We start from the raw sequence: 17,680 nt of genomic DNA, 5'->3' as shown, positions 1-17,680 counted from the left end.
TGGAATGGGTTGAATGAATCGCAGGCGCGGGCGCCCCCGGACGGTCTCAGGACCCTCGTGCTCAGACCGGCCTGCCCGAGGACCTTGATGGCTGACCAATCCCCGAACGACGTTCCTCCGGGTTCCTTGCCGCCCGCCGAATTCGTCGATGCCTACGGCGCGGAATCGATCCGCGTGCTCAAGGGGCTGGACGCGGTGCGCAAGCGCCCCGGCATGTATATCGGCGACACCGACGACGGCTCCGGCCTCCACCACATGGTCTACGAGGTGGTGGACAACGCCATCGACGAGGCGCTCGGGGGACATGCCGACCTCGTCACCGTGACCTTGAACGCGGACGGCTCGTGCACGGTGTCGGACAACGGCCGCGGCATCCCCGTGGACATCCACAAGGAGGAGGGGGTGTCGGCGGCCGAGGTCATCATGACCCAGCTCCACGCCGGCGGTAAGTTCGACCAGAACTCGTACAAGGTCTCGGGCGGCCTGCACGGCGTCGGCGTCTCGGTGGTCAACGCCCTGTCGCAGTGGCTGCGCCTGCGCATCTGGCGCAACGACCGCGAGCACACGATGGAGTTCCGCCACGGCGACGCCGTGGCCCCGCTCAAGGTGCTCGGTCCCGGCCACGGCCGGCGCGGCACGGAGGTGAGCTTCCTGCCCTCGACGGGCACCTTCACGATGATCGAGTTCGACTTCGCGACGCTGGAGAAGCGCCTGCGCGAGCTCGCCTTCCTGAATTCCGGCGTGCGCATCGTGCTCACCGACGCGCGCCACCCCGAGCCGAGGCGCGAGGAGCTGTACTACGAGGGCGGGATCGAGGCGTTCGTGCGCTACCTCGACCGCTCGCGCAAACCCATCGAGGGCATCGTCAAGCCGGTGATGGTGCGCGCCGAGCGCGACGGCATCCGCGTCGAGGTCGCGCTGTGGTGGAACGACTCGTTCAACGAGACCGTGCTGCCGTTCACCAACAACATCCCGCAGCGCGACGGCGGCACCCACATGGCGGGGTTCCGCGCCGCGATGACCCGCCAGATCACCGGCTACGCGGAATCGTCGGGCATCGCCAAGCGCGAGAAGATCACGCTCACCGGCGAGGATTGCCGCGAGGGCCTGACGGCGGTGATCTCGGTGCAGGTGCCGGACCCGAAATTCTCCTCGCAGACCAAGGACAAGCTCGTCTCCTCCGAGGTGCGCCCGGCGGTGGAGAACGTGCTGAACGCCGGCCTTTCGAACTGGCTGGAGGAGAACCCGGCCCAGGCGCGCTCGGTGATGGGCAAGGTGATCCTGGCAGCCTCCGCCCGCGAGGCGGCGCGCAAGGCGCGCGAGACCGTGACCCGCAAGGGCGCGCTCGACATCGCCTCGCTGCCGGGCAAGCTCGCCGACTGCCAGGAGCGCGACCCGAGCAAGTGCGAGATCCTGCTGGTCGAGGGCGACTCGGCCGGCGGCTCCGCAAAACAGGGGCGAGACCGGACTTTTCAGGCGGTGCTGCCGCTGCGGGGCAAGATCCTCAACGTCGAGCGGGTGCGCGCCGACCGGATGCTGGGCTCGGCCGAGATCGGGACGCTGATCACCGCGCTCGGCGCCGGGATCGGGCGGTCCAGCACCGACCGGGAGGGCTTCAACCCGGACAAGCTGCGCTACCACCGCATCATCATCATGACGGATGCGGACGTGGACGGCTCGCACATCCGCACCCTGCTGCTGACCTTCTTCTTCCGGCAGATGCCGGAGTTGATCGAGCGCGGGCACCTCTACATCGCCCAGCCTCCGCTCTACAAAGCCGAACGCGGGCGCAAGGCGCTCTACCTCAAGGACGAGCGCGCGCTGGAGGACTACCTGATCGACCAAGGCGTCGATGGCGCGACGCTCACGCTCGCCTCGGGCGCCGCCTTCGCCGGGCCGCAGCTCAAGGTGCTGGTCGAGGAGGCGCGCGCCTTCCGTGGCATCCTGCTCGGGCTGCACACCCGCTACGACCGCTCGGTGGTGGAGCAGGCGGTGCTCGCGGGCGCCTTCCGGCCCGAGGCCGCCGAGCGCGCCGGCGAGGCCGAGGCGCTGGCCGACACCACCGCCCGGCGCCTCGACGCCATCGCCGACGCGATCGAGCAGGGCTGGCAGGGCGAGGCGTCGGAGGGCGGCTACCTGTTCGGCCGGACCTTGCGCGGCGTGCGCCAGGTCGCGACGCTGGATGCCGGCCTCATCGCCTCGCAGGAGGCGCGGCGGCTGAACGACCGGGCGGAGGGCTTGCGCGAGATCTACGGCGAGCCGGTCACGTTCGCGCGCAAGGGCGAGTCGACGACCCTGCACGGGCCGGTGGCCCTGTTCGAGGCGGTGATGGCGTTCGGCCGCAAGGGTCTCCAGCTCCAACGCTACAAGGGCCTGGGCGAGATGACCGCCCAGCAGCTCTGGGAGACGACGCTCGACCGCGACATCCGCTCGCTGCTCCAGGTCAAGGTCAAGGACACGACCGACGCCGACGACCTCTTCGTCAAGCTGATGGGCGACGTGGTCGAGCCGCGACGCGAGTTCATCCAGGAGAACGCGCTCAGCGTGGCCAATCTCGACGTGTGATGCGGCCGATGGTCGGTTGCCGCGCGTGCGCCCCGACGCAGCGGACACCGGTCCGTTGCAGGCAAGCGCGTCGGAACAGGGACGCGAGAGCTGTCCTATTCCGCCGCCGACGGCATCGCCGGCGCCGACTCCGCCCGCACCGCGGCGTCCGGCAATCCCCATCCCTTCACCAGACCGTAGACCGCGGGGATCACCACCAGGGTCAGCACCGTCGAGGACACCATGCCGCCGATCATCGGCACGGCGATGCGCTGCATCAGCTCGGAGCCCGAACCGGTGCTCCACAGGATCGGCAGGAGGCCGGCCATGATGGCGACGACCGTCATCATCTTCGGGCGCACCCGCTCCACCGCGCCGACCATGATGGCGCCGCGCAGGTCGGCCCTGGTCAGGGGCAGCCCCGAGCGGGCGCGCTCCGTCCGGATCTCCGCCAGCGCGTGGTCGAGGTAGACCAGCATGATCACGCCGGTCTCGGCCGCGACGCCGGCGAGCGCGATGAAGCCGACCGCGACCGCCACCGACAGGTTGAAGCCCATCCCCCACATCAGCCAGACGCCGCCGACCAGGGCGAAGGGCAGCGACAGCATGACGATGAGCGTCTCGGTGAGCCGCCGGAAGTTGAGGTAGAGCAGCAGGAACACGATCAGCAGCGTCAGCGGCACCACGAGCTTGAGCCGCGCGGTGGCGCGGTCGAGGTATTCCGCCTGCCCGCTCCAGTGCAGCGTCGTGCCCTGCGGCAGGCTCACTGCGTCGGCGACGGCCGCGCGCGCCTCGGCCACGTAGCCGCCGAGGTCGCGCCCGGCCACGTCCACGAAGATGTAGACGGCGAGTTGCCCGTTCTCGGTGCGGATCTGGGTCGGCCCGCGGGCGCGCTGGATCTGCGCCACCGCGCCGAGCGGCACGGTGCCGCCGTTCGGCATCGGCACCTGGACCTCGGTGGCGATGGCTTGCGGGTTCGACCGGAAGGCGCGGGGATAGCGCAGGTTGACCGTGTAACGCTCCCGGCCCTCCACCGTATTGGTCACGCTCTCGCCGCCGAGCGCCATCGCGATCACGTCCTGCACGTCGCCCACCGTCAGGCCGTAGCGCCCGAGCGCCGCGCGGTCCGGCGTGATGTCGAGGAAGTAGCCGCCGCCGACCCGCTCGGCGTAGGCGCTCGACGTGCCGGGCACCGCCTTCACCGCCGCCTCGACTTGCCGGGCGACAGCCTCTATCCCGGTGAGGTCCGTGCCCAGCACCTTGATGCCGACCGGCGTGCGGATGCCGGTGGCCAGCATGTCGATGCGGGCGCGGATCGGCTGGGTCCAGGCGTTCGACACGCCGGGGAACTGGAGCGCCGCATCCATCTCCGCGCGCAGGCTCGCCAGCGTCGTCCCGGGGCGCCACGCCGCCTTCGGCTTCAGGGTGATGAGGGCCTCGAACATCTCGCTCGGCGCCGGGTCGGTCGCGGTCGCCGCGCGCCCGGCCTTGCCGTAGACGGAGGCCACCTCGGGGAACGCCTTGATGATGCGGTCCTGGGTCGCCAGCAGGTCGCCGGCCCGGGTCGTCGCGATGCCGGGCAGGGTGGTGGGCATGTACATCAGCGTGCCCTCGTCCAGCTCGGGCATGAACTCCGACCCGAGCCGGCTCGCCGGCCAGACCGTGGCCCCGAGCACGACGAGCGCCGCGAGGATGGTGACCGCCCGCGCCCGCAGCACGCCGGCGATGACCGGGCGGTACAGCCGGATCAGCAGGCGGTTGACCGGGTTCTTGTGCTCCGGGACGATGCGGCCGCGCACGAACACGACCATCAGCGCCGGCACCAGCGTCAGCGAAAGGATCGCAGCCGCCGCCATGGCGAAGGTCTTGGTGAAGGCCAGCGGCGCAAACAGCCGGCCCTCCTGGTTCTCCAGGGTGAAGATCGGCAGGAAGCTCACGGTGACGACGAGCAGCGAGAAGAACAGCGCCGGGCCGACCTCACCGGCAGCCTCCACCAGCACCGTGATCCGGGACCTGCCCGGCGGCGCCCGCTCCAGGTGCTTGTGCGCGTTCTCGATCATCACGATGGCCGCGTCGATCATCGCGCCGACCGCGATGGCGATGCCGCCCAGGCTCATGATGTTGGCGCCTAAGCCCAGCGCCCGCATGCCCGCGAGCGCCAGCAGGATGCCGACCGGCAGCATCAGGATGGCCACCAGCGCGCTGCGCAGGTGCAGCAGGAAGACCACGCAGACCAGCGCCACGATGGCGCTCTCCTCGGCGAGCGTGCGCTGGAGCGTCGCGATGGCGGATTCGATGAGCTGAGACCGGTCGTAGACCGGCCGGATCTCGGTCCCCACGGGCAGGCTCGCCACGATCTCGGCAAGGCGCGCCTTCGCGCCCGCGATGACGGCGAGCGCGTTCGCGCCGACGCGCTGCAGCACGATGCCGCCGGCGACCTCGCCCTCGCCGTCCATCTCGGTGATGCCGCGGCGCTCGTCCGGTCCGAGCTCGACCCGGGCGATGTCCCCCACCCGCAGCGGCGTGCCGTTGTCGGTCTTGAGGACGATGCTCTCGATGTCGGCCGTGCTCTTGAGGTAGCCGCGCCCGCGCACCACGAACTCGAACTCGGACAGTTCCACGGTGCGACCGCCGACGTCGGCGTTGCTCGACCGGATCGCGTCCCGGAGCCGTCCCATCGAGACGCCCTGCGCGCGCAGGCGGCCGGGGTCGACGACGACGTTGTACTGCTTGACGAAGCCGCCGACGCTGGCGACCTCGGCCACGCCCTCGGCGCGCGAGGCGCCGAAGCGGATCACCCAGTCCTGGAGCGCGCGCAGTTCGGCGAGCGTGCGCTGCTTGGCGACCACGACGTACTGGTAGACCCAGCCCACGCCCGTCGCGTCGGGCCCGAGCGTCGCGACCACGCCCGCCGGCAGGCGCCGTGCCGCCCCGTTGAGGTATTCGAGCACCCGCGAGCGCGCCCAATACAAGTCGGTCCCGTCCTCGAAGATGACGTAGACGAACGACACGCCGAAGAACGAGAACCCGCGCACCGCCTTCGACCTCGGCACCGTCAGCATGGCGGTGGTGAGCGGGTAGGTGACCTGATCCTCCACCACCTGCGGCGCCTGCCCGGGATACTCGGTGTAGACGATGGTCTGCACGTCCGAGAGGTCGGGGATGGCGTCGAGCGGCAGCGTGCGGACGGCGTAGAGGCCGGCGGCCACGGCGAACACGGTGCCGATCAGCATCAGGACGAGGTTGCGGGCCGACCAGCCGATCAGGCGGGCGATCATCGCGACGCCTCCTCGGACGTGGCCGGGGCGTCGGCGGCCGCCAGGCCCCGGAGGGCGGCCTTGAGGTTGCTCTCGGCGTCGATCAGGAAGTTGGCCGCGGTGACCACCCGCTCGCCGGCCCGCACGCCGTCGCGGATCTCGACGTAGCCGTCCCCGCGCGCGCCGACCGCGACCGCGCGCGGCTCGAAGCGGCCCTCGCCCCGGTCGATGAGGACGACCTGCTTGGCGCCCGTGTCGATCACGGCGTCGTCGGGCACCGCCACCACGGGCTTACCGGCACCGGTCGCGATCTCGACCTCGGCATACATGTCGGCCAGCAGCGTGCCGTCGGGATTGGGCAGTTCGATGCGCAGGCGCGCCGTGCGGGTCTCCCTGTTCAGTTGCGGGTAGACGACCCCGACCCTGCCCGCGACGGTGCGGCCGGGGAGGGCGCGGACGCGGACGGTGACCGCCTGTCCGACCTTGACGCTGTCGAGGTCGTGCTCGGGCACGTCTGCCATCAGCCAGAGCTGGGACAGGTCGGCGATCCGGAAGAGCACCAGGCCGGCCGGCGCCTTCATGCCCGCGATGGCGCCGCGCTCCAGAACCGTGCCGTCGCGCGGGGACGACCACGCGACCGCCATCGGCACGGTCCGGGTGCGCTCCATCGCGGCGATGGCCTCGGCCGGGACGGCGAGGTTCCGCAGGCGACGGCGCGCGCCGTCGAAGCCGGGATTGGCGATGAACTGGGCGGCGGCCGCGTTGATCTCCGGGGCGTAGACCGAGAGCAGCGGCTGATTCTTGCGCACGCGGTCGCCGACCGTCACGTCCTCGACGTGTTCGACGAAGGCGTCCGCGCGCGTCGCGACCACGGTGATGCGGCGGTCGTCGGGCTGGATCGTGCCGGGCACCCGGACGGGCCGGCTCACGACGCGGCGCTCGACCGTCTCGGAACGGACCCCGGTCCGCTGAATCCTGCCGGGCGAGAGCCGGACGGTCCCGTCGTCGCCGTCCTCATCCGCGTAGACGGGGAGGTAATCCATCCCCATCCCGTCCTTCTTCGGTGTCGGAGAGGTGTCGGGCAGCCCCATCGGGTTGCGATAGAAGCGGATGCGCCGCGCGCCGCGCGCCGGGGTTGCCGAGGCCGCCACGGGCATCTCCGCCGGCATCGCCGCCTCGGGCTCGTCGTCGTAGCGGACGTCCTCGCTCGCGTGCACGGCGCGATAGTCGCGTCCGTCGCCCGTGCGTGTCGGCTCGCTCGCGTAGGCCGGCCGGCCGTCCGGGTCCTGGTAGTAGGCCACCGGCCCGGTCGCCTTCCCCGCGGCGGCCGTCGCCCGGGCGGCCGGCGTCCGTTGCGGCAACGCCGCCAGCGCCCGTTCGACGAACGCGGGCAGGGGGCGGCCATCTCCGCCCGCCCAATAGCCGGTGCCCCCCGCCGCGAGCGCGGCGAGGGTGCCGGCCAGCCAGGCCGACCGGCTCACTTGACGGCCTTGAAGACCAGCTTGTTCTCGACCGTTCCGGTCTCGCCCTGGACCTTGGCGGCAAGCGACAGGCGCCACCCGCCGGCCATCGAGAGCTTGGCCTTGAAGCGGTAGATGCCGGGCTCGGTCGAGGGCATCGGCTCGATCCTGGAGGTCATCTCCTCCATGCTGTCGGGCGCCATGTCGAGGCGCCTGGAAAAGATCACGGCGTCGGGCACGGGCTTGGCCGTCCGCTTGTCGACGAGGCGGACATCCAGGACGGCCTCGCCCTGCTTGACCTCGTTCTTCACGAGCTGGAATTCGTAGTCCTCGATGCCGGCCGAGGCGGGGCCGACGAGGGCCGCGCCGGTCAGGGCAAGGCCGAGCGACGCCGCCAGGGGCGCGCGGAAAAAGACGGTCTTCGTCACGATGGAGATCTCCCGAACACGATGAGGGCCGCGCGCCAGGGCACGCGGCGGCGACCGGCGCTCACGCCGGCATCGGGCTCAGGATCGAGGGGGCTCGGAGGGAGGCGCCTGCGCCAGGCTGCGGAAGGACGCCGCGCCGTCCCAGCGCGTGCCCTGGACGACGGCGGCCCGCGTCGGCAGGCCGACCGCGCCCGGGAGGCGGGCGGCGACCTTGGCCAGGCAGAGCGCCATCAGCGGGCAGCCCTTCGCGCAGTCGGGCATCGCCGGCGTCTCGTGCGGGCAGCAGGGCATCGCGTCCATGGCCATCCCGGCCATGTCCCCGTCCTGCATCGCCTGCGCGTGGCCTTGTATCGCCTGCGCGTGGCCTTGCACCGCCTGGGCGGAGCCTTGCATCGCCGTCGGCGCGCGCATGTCCGCGGCGGCCGCGGAGGCGGCCACCGGCGCGAGGGCGAGGCTGAGGACCGCAAGCAGCGGGAGCAGCCGCCGAAGGGCGAGCCAGAGGGTCACGACGGCATGATGCCACATCGCGCGATGACGAGATAGGGTGGCCGAGGCGACATTCCGTTCCGGTGGCGGCCGGTCAGGCCGGCATGCGGCGGGCGCTGGCCGCGACGGAGCCCGCCGCGGTCGCGGCACCAAGCCCTCAGCCCGCGTCCGGCTCAGCGCGCATGAAGCCGAAATCGCAGCCTTCGTCGGCCTGCTCCACGGTCTCGTAGAGCAGCCGCGCGTAGCCGCGGGCGGCCCAGGCCGGGCGCTCCGGCGTGCCGGCCTCCGCGCGGCGGCGCGCCAGTTCGGCGTCCGCGACCAGCAGGTCGATGCGGCGGCCTGCCGTGTCGAGGCGGATGCGGTCGCCGGTGCGCACCAGCCCGAGCGGGCCGCCGTCGGCCGATTCCGGGGTGACGTGCAGCACGATCGTGCCGAAGGCGGTGCCGCTCATCCGCGCGTCGGAGATGCGGACCATGTCCTTCACGCCCCGGCGCCCGAGCTTCTTCGGGATCGGCAGGTAGCCCGCCTCCGGCATGCCCGGCGCGCCCTTCGGGCCGGCGTTCTGGAGCACGAGCACGTCGGAGGGCCCCACGTCGAGGCCGGGGTCGTCGATCCGGGCAGCCATGTCGGGGATGGACGAGAACACCACCGCGCGGCCCTCGTGCTGGAGCAGGTCCGCGCTCGCGGCGCTGTGCTTGATCACCGCCCCGCGCGGTGCGAGGTTTCCGCGCAGGATCGCCAGGGCGCCGAGCGGCGTGATCGGGTCGTCGACGGAGCGGATCACGTCCTGGCCCGGCACGTCCTCGGCCGCCGCGACCACGTCGGCGAGCGTGCCCCCGGCCACCGTGCCGGCATCGAGGGCGATCAGGTCGCCCAACGCCCGCATCAGCCTGGGCACCCCGCCGGCATGGTGGAAATGCTCCATGTAATGCGCGCCCGAGGGCTTGAGGTCGACCAGCACTGGCACGGCGCGGCCGAGTTCGTCGAAGGCGTCGAGGTCGATCCGGTGCGGCGTGCGGTTGGCGATGGCGGTCAGGTGGATCAGCCCGTTGGTCGAGCCGCCGATCGCCTGGAGCACCACCTGCGCGTTGCGGAAGGCGGCCGGCGTCAGCAGGTCGCTCGGGCGCGGTCCGCCCGACACCGCCATCTCGGCGGCGCGCCGGCCGCTGGCCTCGGCGAGCCGCACCCGCTCGGCGTGCGGCGCCGGGATCGTCGCCGCCATCGGCAGCGACAGGCCGAGCGCCTCCGCGAGGCAGGCCATGGTGCTCGCCGTCCCCATCACCATGCAGGTGCCGACGGACGGCGCGAGGCGGCCCTCGACGGCGGCGATCCCGGCCTCGTCGAGGGTGCCGGCGCGATGCGCGCTCCACAGCCGGCGGCAATCGGTGCAGGCACCGAGCACCTCGCCCCTGTGGTGGCCGACGACCATCGGCCCCGTGGGGATCACGAGGGTGGGCAGGTCGGCGCTCGCCGCCGCCATGATCTGCGCCGGCAGGGTCTTGTCGCAGCCGCCGATCACGATCACCGCGTCCATCGGCTGGGCGCGGATCATCTCCTCGGTCTCCATCGCCATCAGGTTGCGCAGGAACATCGAGGTGGGATGCGAGAACGCCTCGTGGATCGAGATCGTCGGGAACACCATCGGCATGGCGCCGGCGAGCATCACGCCGCGCTTGGCCGCCTCGATCAGCGCCGGCACGTTGCCGTGGCATGGGTTGAAGTCGCTCGCGGTGTTGGTGATGCCGACGATCGGCCGGTCGAGCGCGTCATCGGAATAGCCCGCCGCCTTGATGAACGCCTTGCGCAGGAACAGCGAGAACCCGGCATCGCCGTAGCTGGTGAGACCCTTTCGCAGGCCCTTGCTCATCGTATGCTCCCTCGTTCGGGTCCGGGTTCACAGCGCTTCACGGCCCGGTCAATGCTCCAGCGCCTCCGGATTGACGAGGTTCCGCGGACGCTCGCCGGCGAGGATGCATAGCATCGCCTCGGCCGCGCCGAGACCCATGGCGCGCAGGCTCGTGGCGGTGGTGCCGGCCACGTGCGGCGTCAGCAGCAGGTTCGGGCAGGCGTGGAGCGGGTGGTCGGGCGGCAGGGGCTGTTCCTCGAACACGTCGAGCGCCGCGCCGCCGAGCCGGCCGGCGTTCAGGGCCGCGACCACCGCGTCGGTGACGACGATCGGGCCGCGGGCGACGTTGATCAGCACCGCCGACGGGTGCATCCGCGCGATGAGCGCGGCGTCGACGAGGCCGCGCGTGGCCTCGGTGAGCGGGCAGGCGATCACCACCGCGTCGCTCTCGGAGAACAGGGTCGCGCGGTCCACCGGCTCCACGAGGCCGCCGTGGTCGGACGCGGTGCGGGAGGCCGCAAGCACGCGCAGGCCGAAGCCGTGGCGGGCGATCCCCGCGACGCGCCGGCCGATCCCGCCCATGCCGAGGATGCCGAGCGTCGTGCCGCCGATCTCCGACAGATCGTCGGCCAGGGTCTTGGCCGGCAGCCAGCCGTCACGGCGCAGCGTCGCGTCGATCCGGTCGATCCGCCGCCGCAGGGCGAGCAGCGCGGAAAAGACGTGCTCGGCCACGGCTCCCGTGTTGCTGCCGGGCAGGTTCGCCACCGGGATGCCGCGGGCGGTGGCGGCGGCCATCGGCACGAAGTCGAGCCCGACCCCGTGGCGGACGATGCCGCGCAAGCCCGGCGCGTGGTCCAGGATGTCGTCGGGAAGCTGCGCCCGCACGATCATCCCCGTGGCCTCGCCTGCCATCCTCCGCAGGGTGGCGGGCGCGGTGTCCGGCGCGACGACGACGCGGGCATGGGGCGCCAGCATCGCGACGGCGTCGGCATGGATCGGGTTCGTGAGCAGGACCAGGGGGAGGGGATGCGGCAGGGGATCGGGCAACGGGCGTTCCTTCGTCGGGCCTGTCTCGCCCGGCCCCATGCAAGCCTCAGCCCGTGTGGCGGGCGAGCGTCACCGCGGTGTCGCCGTAGGGGCGCCGTTCCAGCTCCGAGAACCCCGCGGGCAGGGCGAGGACGGCGCTCGCCGTCTCCTCGACCACCACGAGCGCGCCCGGCGCCAGCCAGCCGCCCTCCGCCGCGGCTTGCAGCGCCGCCGGCGCGAGGGCGCGGCCGTAGGGCGGATCGCAGAACAGCAGGGAGAAGCGCCCGGTGGTGCCGGACGGGCCGAGCTTGGTCGCGTCGCGCCGGAACAGGCGGGTGCGCCCCTCGGCTCCGAAGCTCTCGATGTTCTCGCGGATCACCGCGCGGGCCTCGGGCCCTTCGTCGACGAGCAGCGCGTAGGCCGCCCCGCGCGACAGCGCCTCGAAGCTGAGCGCGCCCGTGCCGGCGAACAGGTCGAGGATGCGCGCACCCGGCACCGGGTCGTCGTAGGCATGGGCGAGCACATTGAACAATGCCTCGCGCAGGCGGTCGGAGGTCGGCCGGATCGCATCGGAGCGGGGGGTGGCGAGGCGCCGGCCGCGCCAATCCCCGCCGACGATCCTCACCGCCCGCCGCGGCCGGGCGGACGGCCGCCGCCGCCGCCGGGCCGGCCGCCGGGCTTGCCGCCGAAGCCCCCCGGCTTGGCTCCGAACCCGCCGGGCTTGGCCCCGAACCCGCCGGGTTTGCCGCCGAACTTGGCGCCCGCCGGACGGCCCGCCCCCCCGCCGGGCCGGCCCTGGCCGCCCTCGGAACGGCCCTTGAACCCGCCCTCGCCGGCGCGCGCCTTGAAGCCGCCCTCGCCGCGGGGCTTGAAGCTGCCCTCGACGCGGCCCTTGTAGCCGCCCTCGCGCTCGCCGCCGGATTTGGCCCCGAAGCCCCCCGAAGGTTTTCCGCCGAACCCGCCGGACGGCTTGCCGCCGAAGCCGCCGGGCTTGCCGGCTCCGAAGCCGCCCGGCTTGCCGGCTCCGAACCCGCCCGGCTGGCCGGCCGGCTTCCTGCCCTGGTAGCCGCGCGCCTCCGGGCGTCCGCCCTCGGCGCGGCCGCCTTCGCGGCGCTCGCCCTGATCGCCGCGCGGGGCGGGGCGCCCGGCATCCGCGTTGAAGCGCGGCGCGGAGGGCCGTTCGCCGCGGGGCGCCCCGTCGCCGTCGTCCCGGCGGCGCTGTGGTTTTGCGCCGTTCTCGTCGCGGGCGTAGCGGCGCTGCGGCGGCGGCGCCTCGGCCGGGGCCGGGCTCGCCGACAGGCGCTCGACGAGGACGCGGCGCTCGCCCGCGTTGATCGCGCCGACGCGCTCGCGGCCGCGCTCGGCCGCGAGCGCGCGCTCGGCCTTCGGGTCGGCGCCGCGGCGCGGCACCTTGGACGGCCGGAAGCCCTCCGGGTTCCCGGCCTCCTCGGCCCGCCAGACCGAGCGGCGCGGGCCGGCGCCCATGCCGCCGGTGGGCACGCGGGCCGGCGTCGCGGGGCGCATCGGGCGACCGCCCGAGGGCGCGCGGGCGCGGGGCGCGTCGTCGTCCCGGCGCGGGCGCGCGTCCGGGGCCGGCGTCTTCTTCGGCGCGCCGAAGGGCGCGATCGGCTCGCGCACCGGGCTCTCGAAATCGACGCCGGCCTGGCTTGCCAGGCTCTTGCCGAGCTGCTCCTTGAGCACCTTGGTGCGGATCTCCTCGGTGAGCCCGACTTCGAGGTCGCCGAGCTGGAACGGCCCGAACGAGAGCCGGATCAGCCGGTTCACCGACAGCCCGAGATGCTCGAGGATGCGCTTGACCTCGCGGTTCTTGCCCTCGCGCAGGCCGAGCGTCAGCCAGACGTTGTCGCCCGTGGCGCGGTCGAGGCTGGCCTCGATCGGCCCGTATTCCATGCCGTCGATGGTCACGCCCTTGCGCAGCTGGTCGAGTTCCATCTGCGTGATGTCGCCGAAGGCGCGCACGCGGTAGCGGCGCAGCCAGCCGGTGTCGGGGTGGGCGATCACCTTGGCGAGCCCGCCGTCGTTGGTGAGCAGCAGCAGCCCCTCGGTGTTGATGTCGAGGCGGCCGATGGCCACGACGCGCGGCATCTCCTCGGGCATCGCATCGAACACGGTCTGGCGCCCCTCCGGGTCGCGGGCCGTGGTGACGAGGCCGCGCGGCTTGTGGAACACCCACAGCCGGGTGCGCTCGCGCGCCGGCAGCGGCTCGCCGTCGACGGTGATGGCGTCGGCGTCCGTGACGTTGATCGCGGGCGAATCGAGCACGCGGCCGTTGAGGGTCACGCGCCCTTCCGCGATCATCGCCTCCGCATCGCGGCGGGAGGCGATGCCGGCCCGGGCGATCGCCTTGGCGATCCGCTCGCCCTCGAAGGTCTCGGGCGGCGGGACGGCGGCCGGCTCGGGTTCGGCGACGGGAACGGGTTCGACCGCCTCGGACGGGACAAGGTCGGCCGCGATCGGCTCGGGCGGCTCGGCCGGCGCCGCTTCGGCCACGGCCGGGCGCCGGCGCAGGGGGGCATCGCCGCCGCGATCCTTGACCAACGGCTCCTTGGCCACCTTTTCCTTGACGACCTTCTTCCCGGCCACCGTCTCCTGGGCGGGGGCCATCTTGTCCTTGGCCAGCCGCGCGTTGGCGTGGCGGTCCTTCGGGCGATCGCGGGCGACCCGCTCCCGCGGCGGCTCGCCGTCGTCCTCCGAGCGGACGTTCGCGTCGGTCGCCGGGCTCCAGGGCTCGGCCGGGGAAGCCTCCGCCGGAGACGCCGCGGCGGCGCGGTTCGCCTGCGCGTCGGGCGCCTGAATCGTATCGGACCCGCGGACGGGCTCGTCCGGGGTGGGGGTCGTCGGATTGTCGCTCATCGGCAAGCCCATAACAGAGCGTGCCCCCGCGCGCGAGACGCAAGCCGCCGCGCGAGACTCAAGCCGCCGCGTGCGGGGCCGGGCAGCCCGCCGCCGAAGGCCGCGCCTGTCACGCGGGCGGGCTGTCGGCGGGCCGCGCTTCCCCGTCGCGCCGCCGGCCGATAGGACCATCCGCGTGCCCGACTCGATCCCCGCCCGCCAGACGCCCCCCCGCGAGACGCCCCTCGACCTCGCCTTCGCGGCGGCGCGCCGCGCGGCGGCGGCCGGCGAGGTGCCGGTCGGCGCCGTCGTCGTCCGGGACGGCCAGGTCCTCGCCGTGGCGCACAACCGGCCGCGCGCCCTCAACGACCCGACCGCGCATGCCGAGATCCTGGCGATCCGCGCCGCCTGCGCGGCGCTCGGCGAGGACAGGCTGCCGGGCTGCGACCTCTACGTGACGCTGGAGCCCTGCCCGATGTGCGCGGCGGCGATCGGCTTCGCGCGCATCCGGCGGCTCTATTACGGCGCCGCCGATCCGAAGGGCGGCGGCGTCGAGCACGGTGCCCGGGTGTTCAGCCAGCCGACCTGCCACCACGCGCCGGAGGTCTACGGCGGCTTTCGCGAGGATGAGGGCGCCGCGCTGCTGCGCGACTTCTTCCGCGATCGGCGGGCGTGAGACCGGCGACCGCGCCGCCCCGTCACGACGGATCGGGCCGGGCGGCGATGGCTTCGATCTCGATCAGGTAGCCGTGGTGGAGGCCCGGCACCGGCACCACCGAACGGGCGGGGCGGGCCTCGCCGAAGGTCTCCGCGTAGACCCGGTCGAAGGCCGGCCAGTTCTCGACGCCGACGAGGTAGGCCGTGACCTTCAGCACCCGCTCCGGGCCGCTTCCGGCTTCCGTGAGGATCGCCATGAGGTTCGCGAGCGCCTGTCGCACCTGCTCCGCGAACGGCCGGTCGACGGTGTGGCTGCCGTCGGGGCGGACCCCGAGCTGGCCGGAGACGAAGACGAGGTCGCGCCACGCCACCGCTTGCGCGTAATGGCCGGCCGGTTCCGGCACGGCCTGCGTCGCGATGCGCTCGATCGAATTGTCCATGTCGGAGATCACCAGCCGTTGATGCGGGGCCACGTGGCGTGCGGGCGCCCGGCGGCGTCGAGCACATGGTAACGGTCGTGCTGCGCCCCCGTGGCGCAGGCGTGGTTCGGCAGGATGCGCAGGCGGGCGCCCACGGCAAGCTCCGGCAGCGCCGCGGGCGAGCCGGCGCGGAGCGCCACGATGCCGTGCTCCTGGTTGGCGTCCCGGACGATCAGGTCGGGATAGGGCCGGCCGGCGCGGTCGCAGACGAGGCCGTAGCCCTGGTCCACCGCCTGCCGCGCCGTGCCGCGGTCGCGCGACAGCGCCATCCAGCCGGCATCGACGATGATCCAGCCCTCCGCGCGCCGGTGGCCGATCACGGTGGCGAGCACCGAGAGCGCGATGTCGCCGACGACGCAGCTCCCGATTCCCGCCTGGAACAGGTCGCCGAACATGAACACGCCGGCGCGCATCTCGGTCACGCCGTCGAGGTGCCTCGCGAACCGCGCGGTCGGGGTCGAGCCGACGCTGACCACGGGGCAGGGGAGGCCGGCCGCGCGCAGGTGCCCGGCCGCGCGCGCGGCCGCCGCCCGCTCGGCCTCCGCGGCATCGGCGATCGCCTGCGGATCGCTCAGGCCGTAGCTGTCGCCGGCATGGAGCAGCACGCCGCGCAACGTCGCGCCGCCTGCCACGAGGGTACGGCCGATGGCTGCGAGCCCGTCCGCATCCTCCGGCGCGACCCCGGAGCGGTGCCCGTCCGCGTCGACCTCGATCAGGACGGGGAGGGGATCGCCGCTCGCCCGCACCCAGGCCGCGACCGCCTCCGCCTGCGCCACGCTGTCGAGGATCACCGCGAGGTCGGCCCCGTGCCGCCGGATCGCGCCGACCCGGCCGAGTTTCTGCGGCGCGATGCCGACGCCGTAGATCAGGTCGCGCACGCCGCCTTGCGCGAAATACGCCGCCTCGCGCAGCGTCGAGACCATGGCGGGACCGCTCGCGCCCGTCATCGCGCGGCGCGCCACGTCAAGGGATTTCGCGGTCTTGAGGTGGGGCCGGAAGGCGACGCCGAGGCCGGCGAGCCGTGCCTTCATCCGCGCGAGGTTGGCCTCGAGCCGGCCCTCGTCGAGGAGCAGGCAGGGAGTGTCGAGGTCGTCGAGGGCGCGGCCTGCGCCTCGAAGGCCTGCTCGGTCACGCTCATCGCGACCCTTCTCCCGTTGCGGTCGTGCCGGGCGCGATCCGCATTCCCGCCGCGTTCCCTCGCGTGATCCCTCTCGCCGGCGCATCCCCGGCGCCCGGCGGGAGGGGGCAATGGCTGCGTGCGGGCTTGCTCTGATATAAGTCCATCGGTCGATGATGCCCCGGCCGGCGTCTTCAAAGGCCCGTTTCCGACGACGCCTTCATCGTACCGTGTCGAGCACCACGAACAGGCCCGGCCCAACGGGCTTTTTCGTGGCCGGAGGGAGCCTGAACCCATGCCAACCCTGCGCGTCGTCGGCATCGGCACCGGCAATCCCGAGCACCTCACCCTGCAGGCGGTCGCCGCGCTCGCCGACGTCGACGCCGTCTTCGTCCTCGACAAGGGCGCCGACAAGGACGCGCTCGTGGCGCTCCGCCGCGGGATCTGCGCCGCGCATATCCGCAAGCCGTATCGCCTCGTCGCCGCCGCCGATCCGCCGCGCGACCGGCGGCCGTCCGACTATGCCGGCGCGGTCGAGGCGTGGCACGCGGCGCGTGCCGACCTCCTCGGCGGCCTCATCCGAGCTAACCTCGGGGCAGGGGAGATCGGTGCCTTCCTGGTCTGGGGCGATCCGGCGCTCTACGACAGCACGCTGCGCATCCTCGACCGCATCCTCGCGCGGGACCCGGCCGCCTTCGCCTATACGGTGATCCCCGGCATCTCCAGCGTGCAGGTGCTGGCGGCCGCCCACCGCATCCCCCTGAACCGGATCGGCGGCCCGGTCCACATCACCACGGGCCGGGCGATCGCGGGCGGCCTGCCCCCGGGCGCGGGCAGCACCGTCGTGATGCTCGACGCCGACCCGAGCTTCGACAACCTCGACCCGGAGCTGACGATCCACTGGGGCGCCTATCTCGGCTCGCCCGACGAGCTCCTCGTGACCGGGCGCCTCGGCACGGTCGGCCCCGAAATCCGCAGGCTGCGCGCCGAGGCCCGCGCCCGTCACGGCTGGATCATGGACGTGTATCTGCTGCGCAGGCCCGAAGACGCGTGAGGGTGCGGCGACCGGACCGCGGACGGATCGGCGCGTCGGCGGTGGATGCTCCCGCCAAGCAGGGATGGGGCAGGGGGCCGAGAGCGCCCTCGCCCGCCGGAAGCGCCCTCGCCCGGAGCGCGGCTCGACCCCGGGCGAGGCCGAGGGCGGGCTGCGCCATGCCGGCCATCTCAGGACGGGCCGGGCCTGGAGGCACCCCCTCGCCCGGGCGATCCTACCCTTTTAGTTCCATAATATATCTTATGCGAATTGCGGACGGGCTGCAGGAACGGTTTATTGGGGGCGTCGGCTTAAAATGGCGGTGGCCTGTCATCGATAAATGGCAGTCGCACGGAAGGATACTCATATATTTGAGTGACTTGGCGACCTTCTCTAGGGTCCCCAATCGCTTGCACACGTAGCATCCTTTCCACAGCGCCAATTATCGATAACCCTCTTTTCTAACAGTGATTTTTGCGGACCCTTTTGTTGGC

The 17,680-nt window shown here is 73.0% G+C and carries 13 protein-coding genes; 3 read left to right on the top strand and 10 right to left on the bottom strand.

What is annotated here, in order from left to right; translation table 11 throughout:
• Positions 1-87: 87 nt before the first annotated feature.
• On the top strand, positions 88-2,565 hold the full coding sequence (gyrB, locus tag ACFE86_RS02075; protein ID WP_375453673.1) for a DNA topoisomerase (ATP-hydrolyzing) subunit B: 2,478 nt from the start codon (positions 88-90) through the stop codon (positions 2,563-2,565).
• A gap of 95 nt (positions 2,566-2,660) precedes the next feature.
• Here gyrB and ACFE86_RS02070 read toward each other — a convergent pair whose 3' ends face one another.
• From ACFE86_RS02070 to ACFE86_RS02035, 8 genes are all read right to left on the bottom strand, one after another.
• The gene (locus ACFE86_RS02070; RefSeq protein WP_375453672.1) at positions 2,661-5,822 is read right to left on the bottom strand and encodes an efflux RND transporter permease subunit; all 3,162 of its coding nucleotides are present in this window, start codon (positions 5,820-5,822) and stop codon (positions 2,661-2,663) included.
• Entirely contained in the window at positions 5,819-7,282 is a 1,464-nt protein-coding gene (locus tag ACFE86_RS02065; RefSeq protein WP_375453671.1) for an efflux RND transporter periplasmic adaptor subunit, read from the bottom strand. Before ACFE86_RS02065 ends, ACFE86_RS02070 begins: the two co-directional genes overlap by 4 nt.
• Positions 7,279-7,689, bottom strand: a complete 411-nt coding sequence (locus ACFE86_RS02060) for a FixH family protein (protein WP_375453670.1) — start codon at positions 7,687-7,689, stop codon at positions 7,279-7,281. The genes ACFE86_RS02065 and ACFE86_RS02060 overlap by 4 nt, the downstream gene beginning before the upstream one ends.
• Positions 7,690-7,767: 78 nt before the next feature.
• Positions 7,768-8,196 carry a hypothetical protein gene (locus tag ACFE86_RS02055; RefSeq protein ID WP_375453669.1) on the bottom strand — a complete coding sequence of 143 codons (429 nt, stop codon included), beginning with the start codon at positions 8,194-8,196 and terminating at the stop codon, positions 7,768-7,770.
• Positions 8,197-8,332: 136 nt separating this feature from the next.
• Positions 8,333-10,042, bottom strand: coding sequence for an IlvD/Edd family dehydratase (locus tag ACFE86_RS02050; RefSeq protein WP_375453668.1), 1,710 nt, complete (start codon positions 10,040-10,042; stop codon positions 8,333-8,335).
• A 48-nt stretch (positions 10,043-10,090) separates the two neighbouring features.
• Positions 10,091-11,068, bottom strand: a complete 978-nt coding sequence (locus ACFE86_RS02045; protein ID WP_375453667.1) for an NAD(P)-dependent oxidoreductase — start codon at positions 11,066-11,068, stop codon at positions 10,091-10,093.
• 46 nt (positions 11,069-11,114) lie between these two features.
• Positions 11,115-11,672, bottom strand: coding sequence for a 16S rRNA (guanine(966)-N(2))-methyltransferase RsmD (gene rsmD / locus ACFE86_RS02040; RefSeq protein ID WP_375453666.1), 558 nt, complete (start codon positions 11,670-11,672; stop codon positions 11,115-11,117).
• On the bottom strand, positions 11,669-13,921 hold the full coding sequence (locus tag ACFE86_RS02035; RefSeq protein WP_375453665.1) for a pseudouridine synthase: 2,253 nt from the start codon (positions 13,919-13,921) through the stop codon (positions 11,669-11,671). The genes rsmD and ACFE86_RS02035 overlap by 4 nt, the downstream gene beginning before the upstream one ends.
• A 175-nt stretch (positions 13,922-14,096) precedes the next feature.
• On the opposite strand from ACFE86_RS02035, the gene ACFE86_RS02030 reads away from it, so the two are divergent.
• Positions 14,097-14,576, top strand: a complete 480-nt coding sequence (locus ACFE86_RS02030; RefSeq protein ID WP_375453664.1) for a nucleoside deaminase — start codon at positions 14,097-14,099, stop codon at positions 14,574-14,576.
• A gap of 22 nt (positions 14,577-14,598) precedes the next feature.
• On the opposite strand, the gene ACFE86_RS02025 is transcribed toward ACFE86_RS02030, so the two are convergent.
• Both ACFE86_RS02025 and ACFE86_RS02020 read right to left on the bottom strand, forming a co-directional pair.
• Positions 14,599-14,997 carry a RidA family protein gene (locus ACFE86_RS02025; protein WP_375453663.1) on the bottom strand — a complete coding sequence of 133 codons (399 nt, stop codon included), beginning with the start codon at positions 14,995-14,997 and terminating at the stop codon, positions 14,599-14,601.
• Positions 14,998-15,005: 8 nt separating this feature from the next.
• Positions 15,006-16,109: an alanine racemase gene (locus ACFE86_RS02020; RefSeq protein WP_375453698.1), complete on the bottom strand. Its 1,104-nt coding sequence runs from the start codon at positions 16,107-16,109 to the stop codon at positions 15,006-15,008.
• A 339-nt stretch (positions 16,110-16,448) separates the two neighbouring features.
• Between ACFE86_RS02020 and cobF the strand changes: the two genes are divergently transcribed.
• Positions 16,449-17,207, top strand: coding sequence for a precorrin-6A synthase (deacetylating) (gene cobF, locus ACFE86_RS02015; protein ID WP_375453662.1), 759 nt, complete (start codon positions 16,449-16,451; stop codon positions 17,205-17,207).
• Positions 17,208-17,680: the final 473 nt, after the last annotated feature.

It is taken from the genome of uncultured Methylobacterium sp., from assembly GCF_964244095.1.
Classification (GTDB): Bacteria; Pseudomonadota; Alphaproteobacteria; order Rhizobiales; family Beijerinckiaceae; genus Methylobacterium.
Note: the sequence above shows the minus strand (reverse complement) of the source record. Positions and strands in the feature narration are given on the sequence as shown.

Excerpts from the sequence above, each read along its gene's own strand:
- ACFE86_RS02070 (WP_375453672.1), bottom strand. The coding sequence starts at position 5,822 with ATGATCGCCCGCCTGATCGGCTGGTCGGCCCGCAACCTCGTCCTGATG.
- gyrB (WP_375453673.1), top strand. The coding sequence starts at position 88 with ATGGCTGACCAATCCCCGAACGACGTTCCTCCGGGTTCCTTGCCGCCC.
- cobF (WP_375453662.1), top strand. The coding sequence starts at position 16,449 with ATGCCAACCCTGCGCGTCGTCGGCATCGGCACCGGCAATCCCGAGCAC.
- ACFE86_RS02035 (WP_375453665.1), bottom strand. The coding sequence starts at position 13,921 with ATGAGCGACAATCCGACGACCCCCACCCCGGACGAGCCCGTCCGCGGG.
- ACFE86_RS02025 (WP_375453663.1), bottom strand. The coding sequence starts at position 14,997 with ATGGACAATTCGATCGAGCGCATCGCGACGCAGGCCGTGCCGGAACCG.
- ACFE86_RS02050 (WP_375453668.1), bottom strand. The coding sequence starts at position 10,042 with ATGAGCAAGGGCCTGCGAAAGGGTCTCACCAGCTACGGCGATGCCGGG.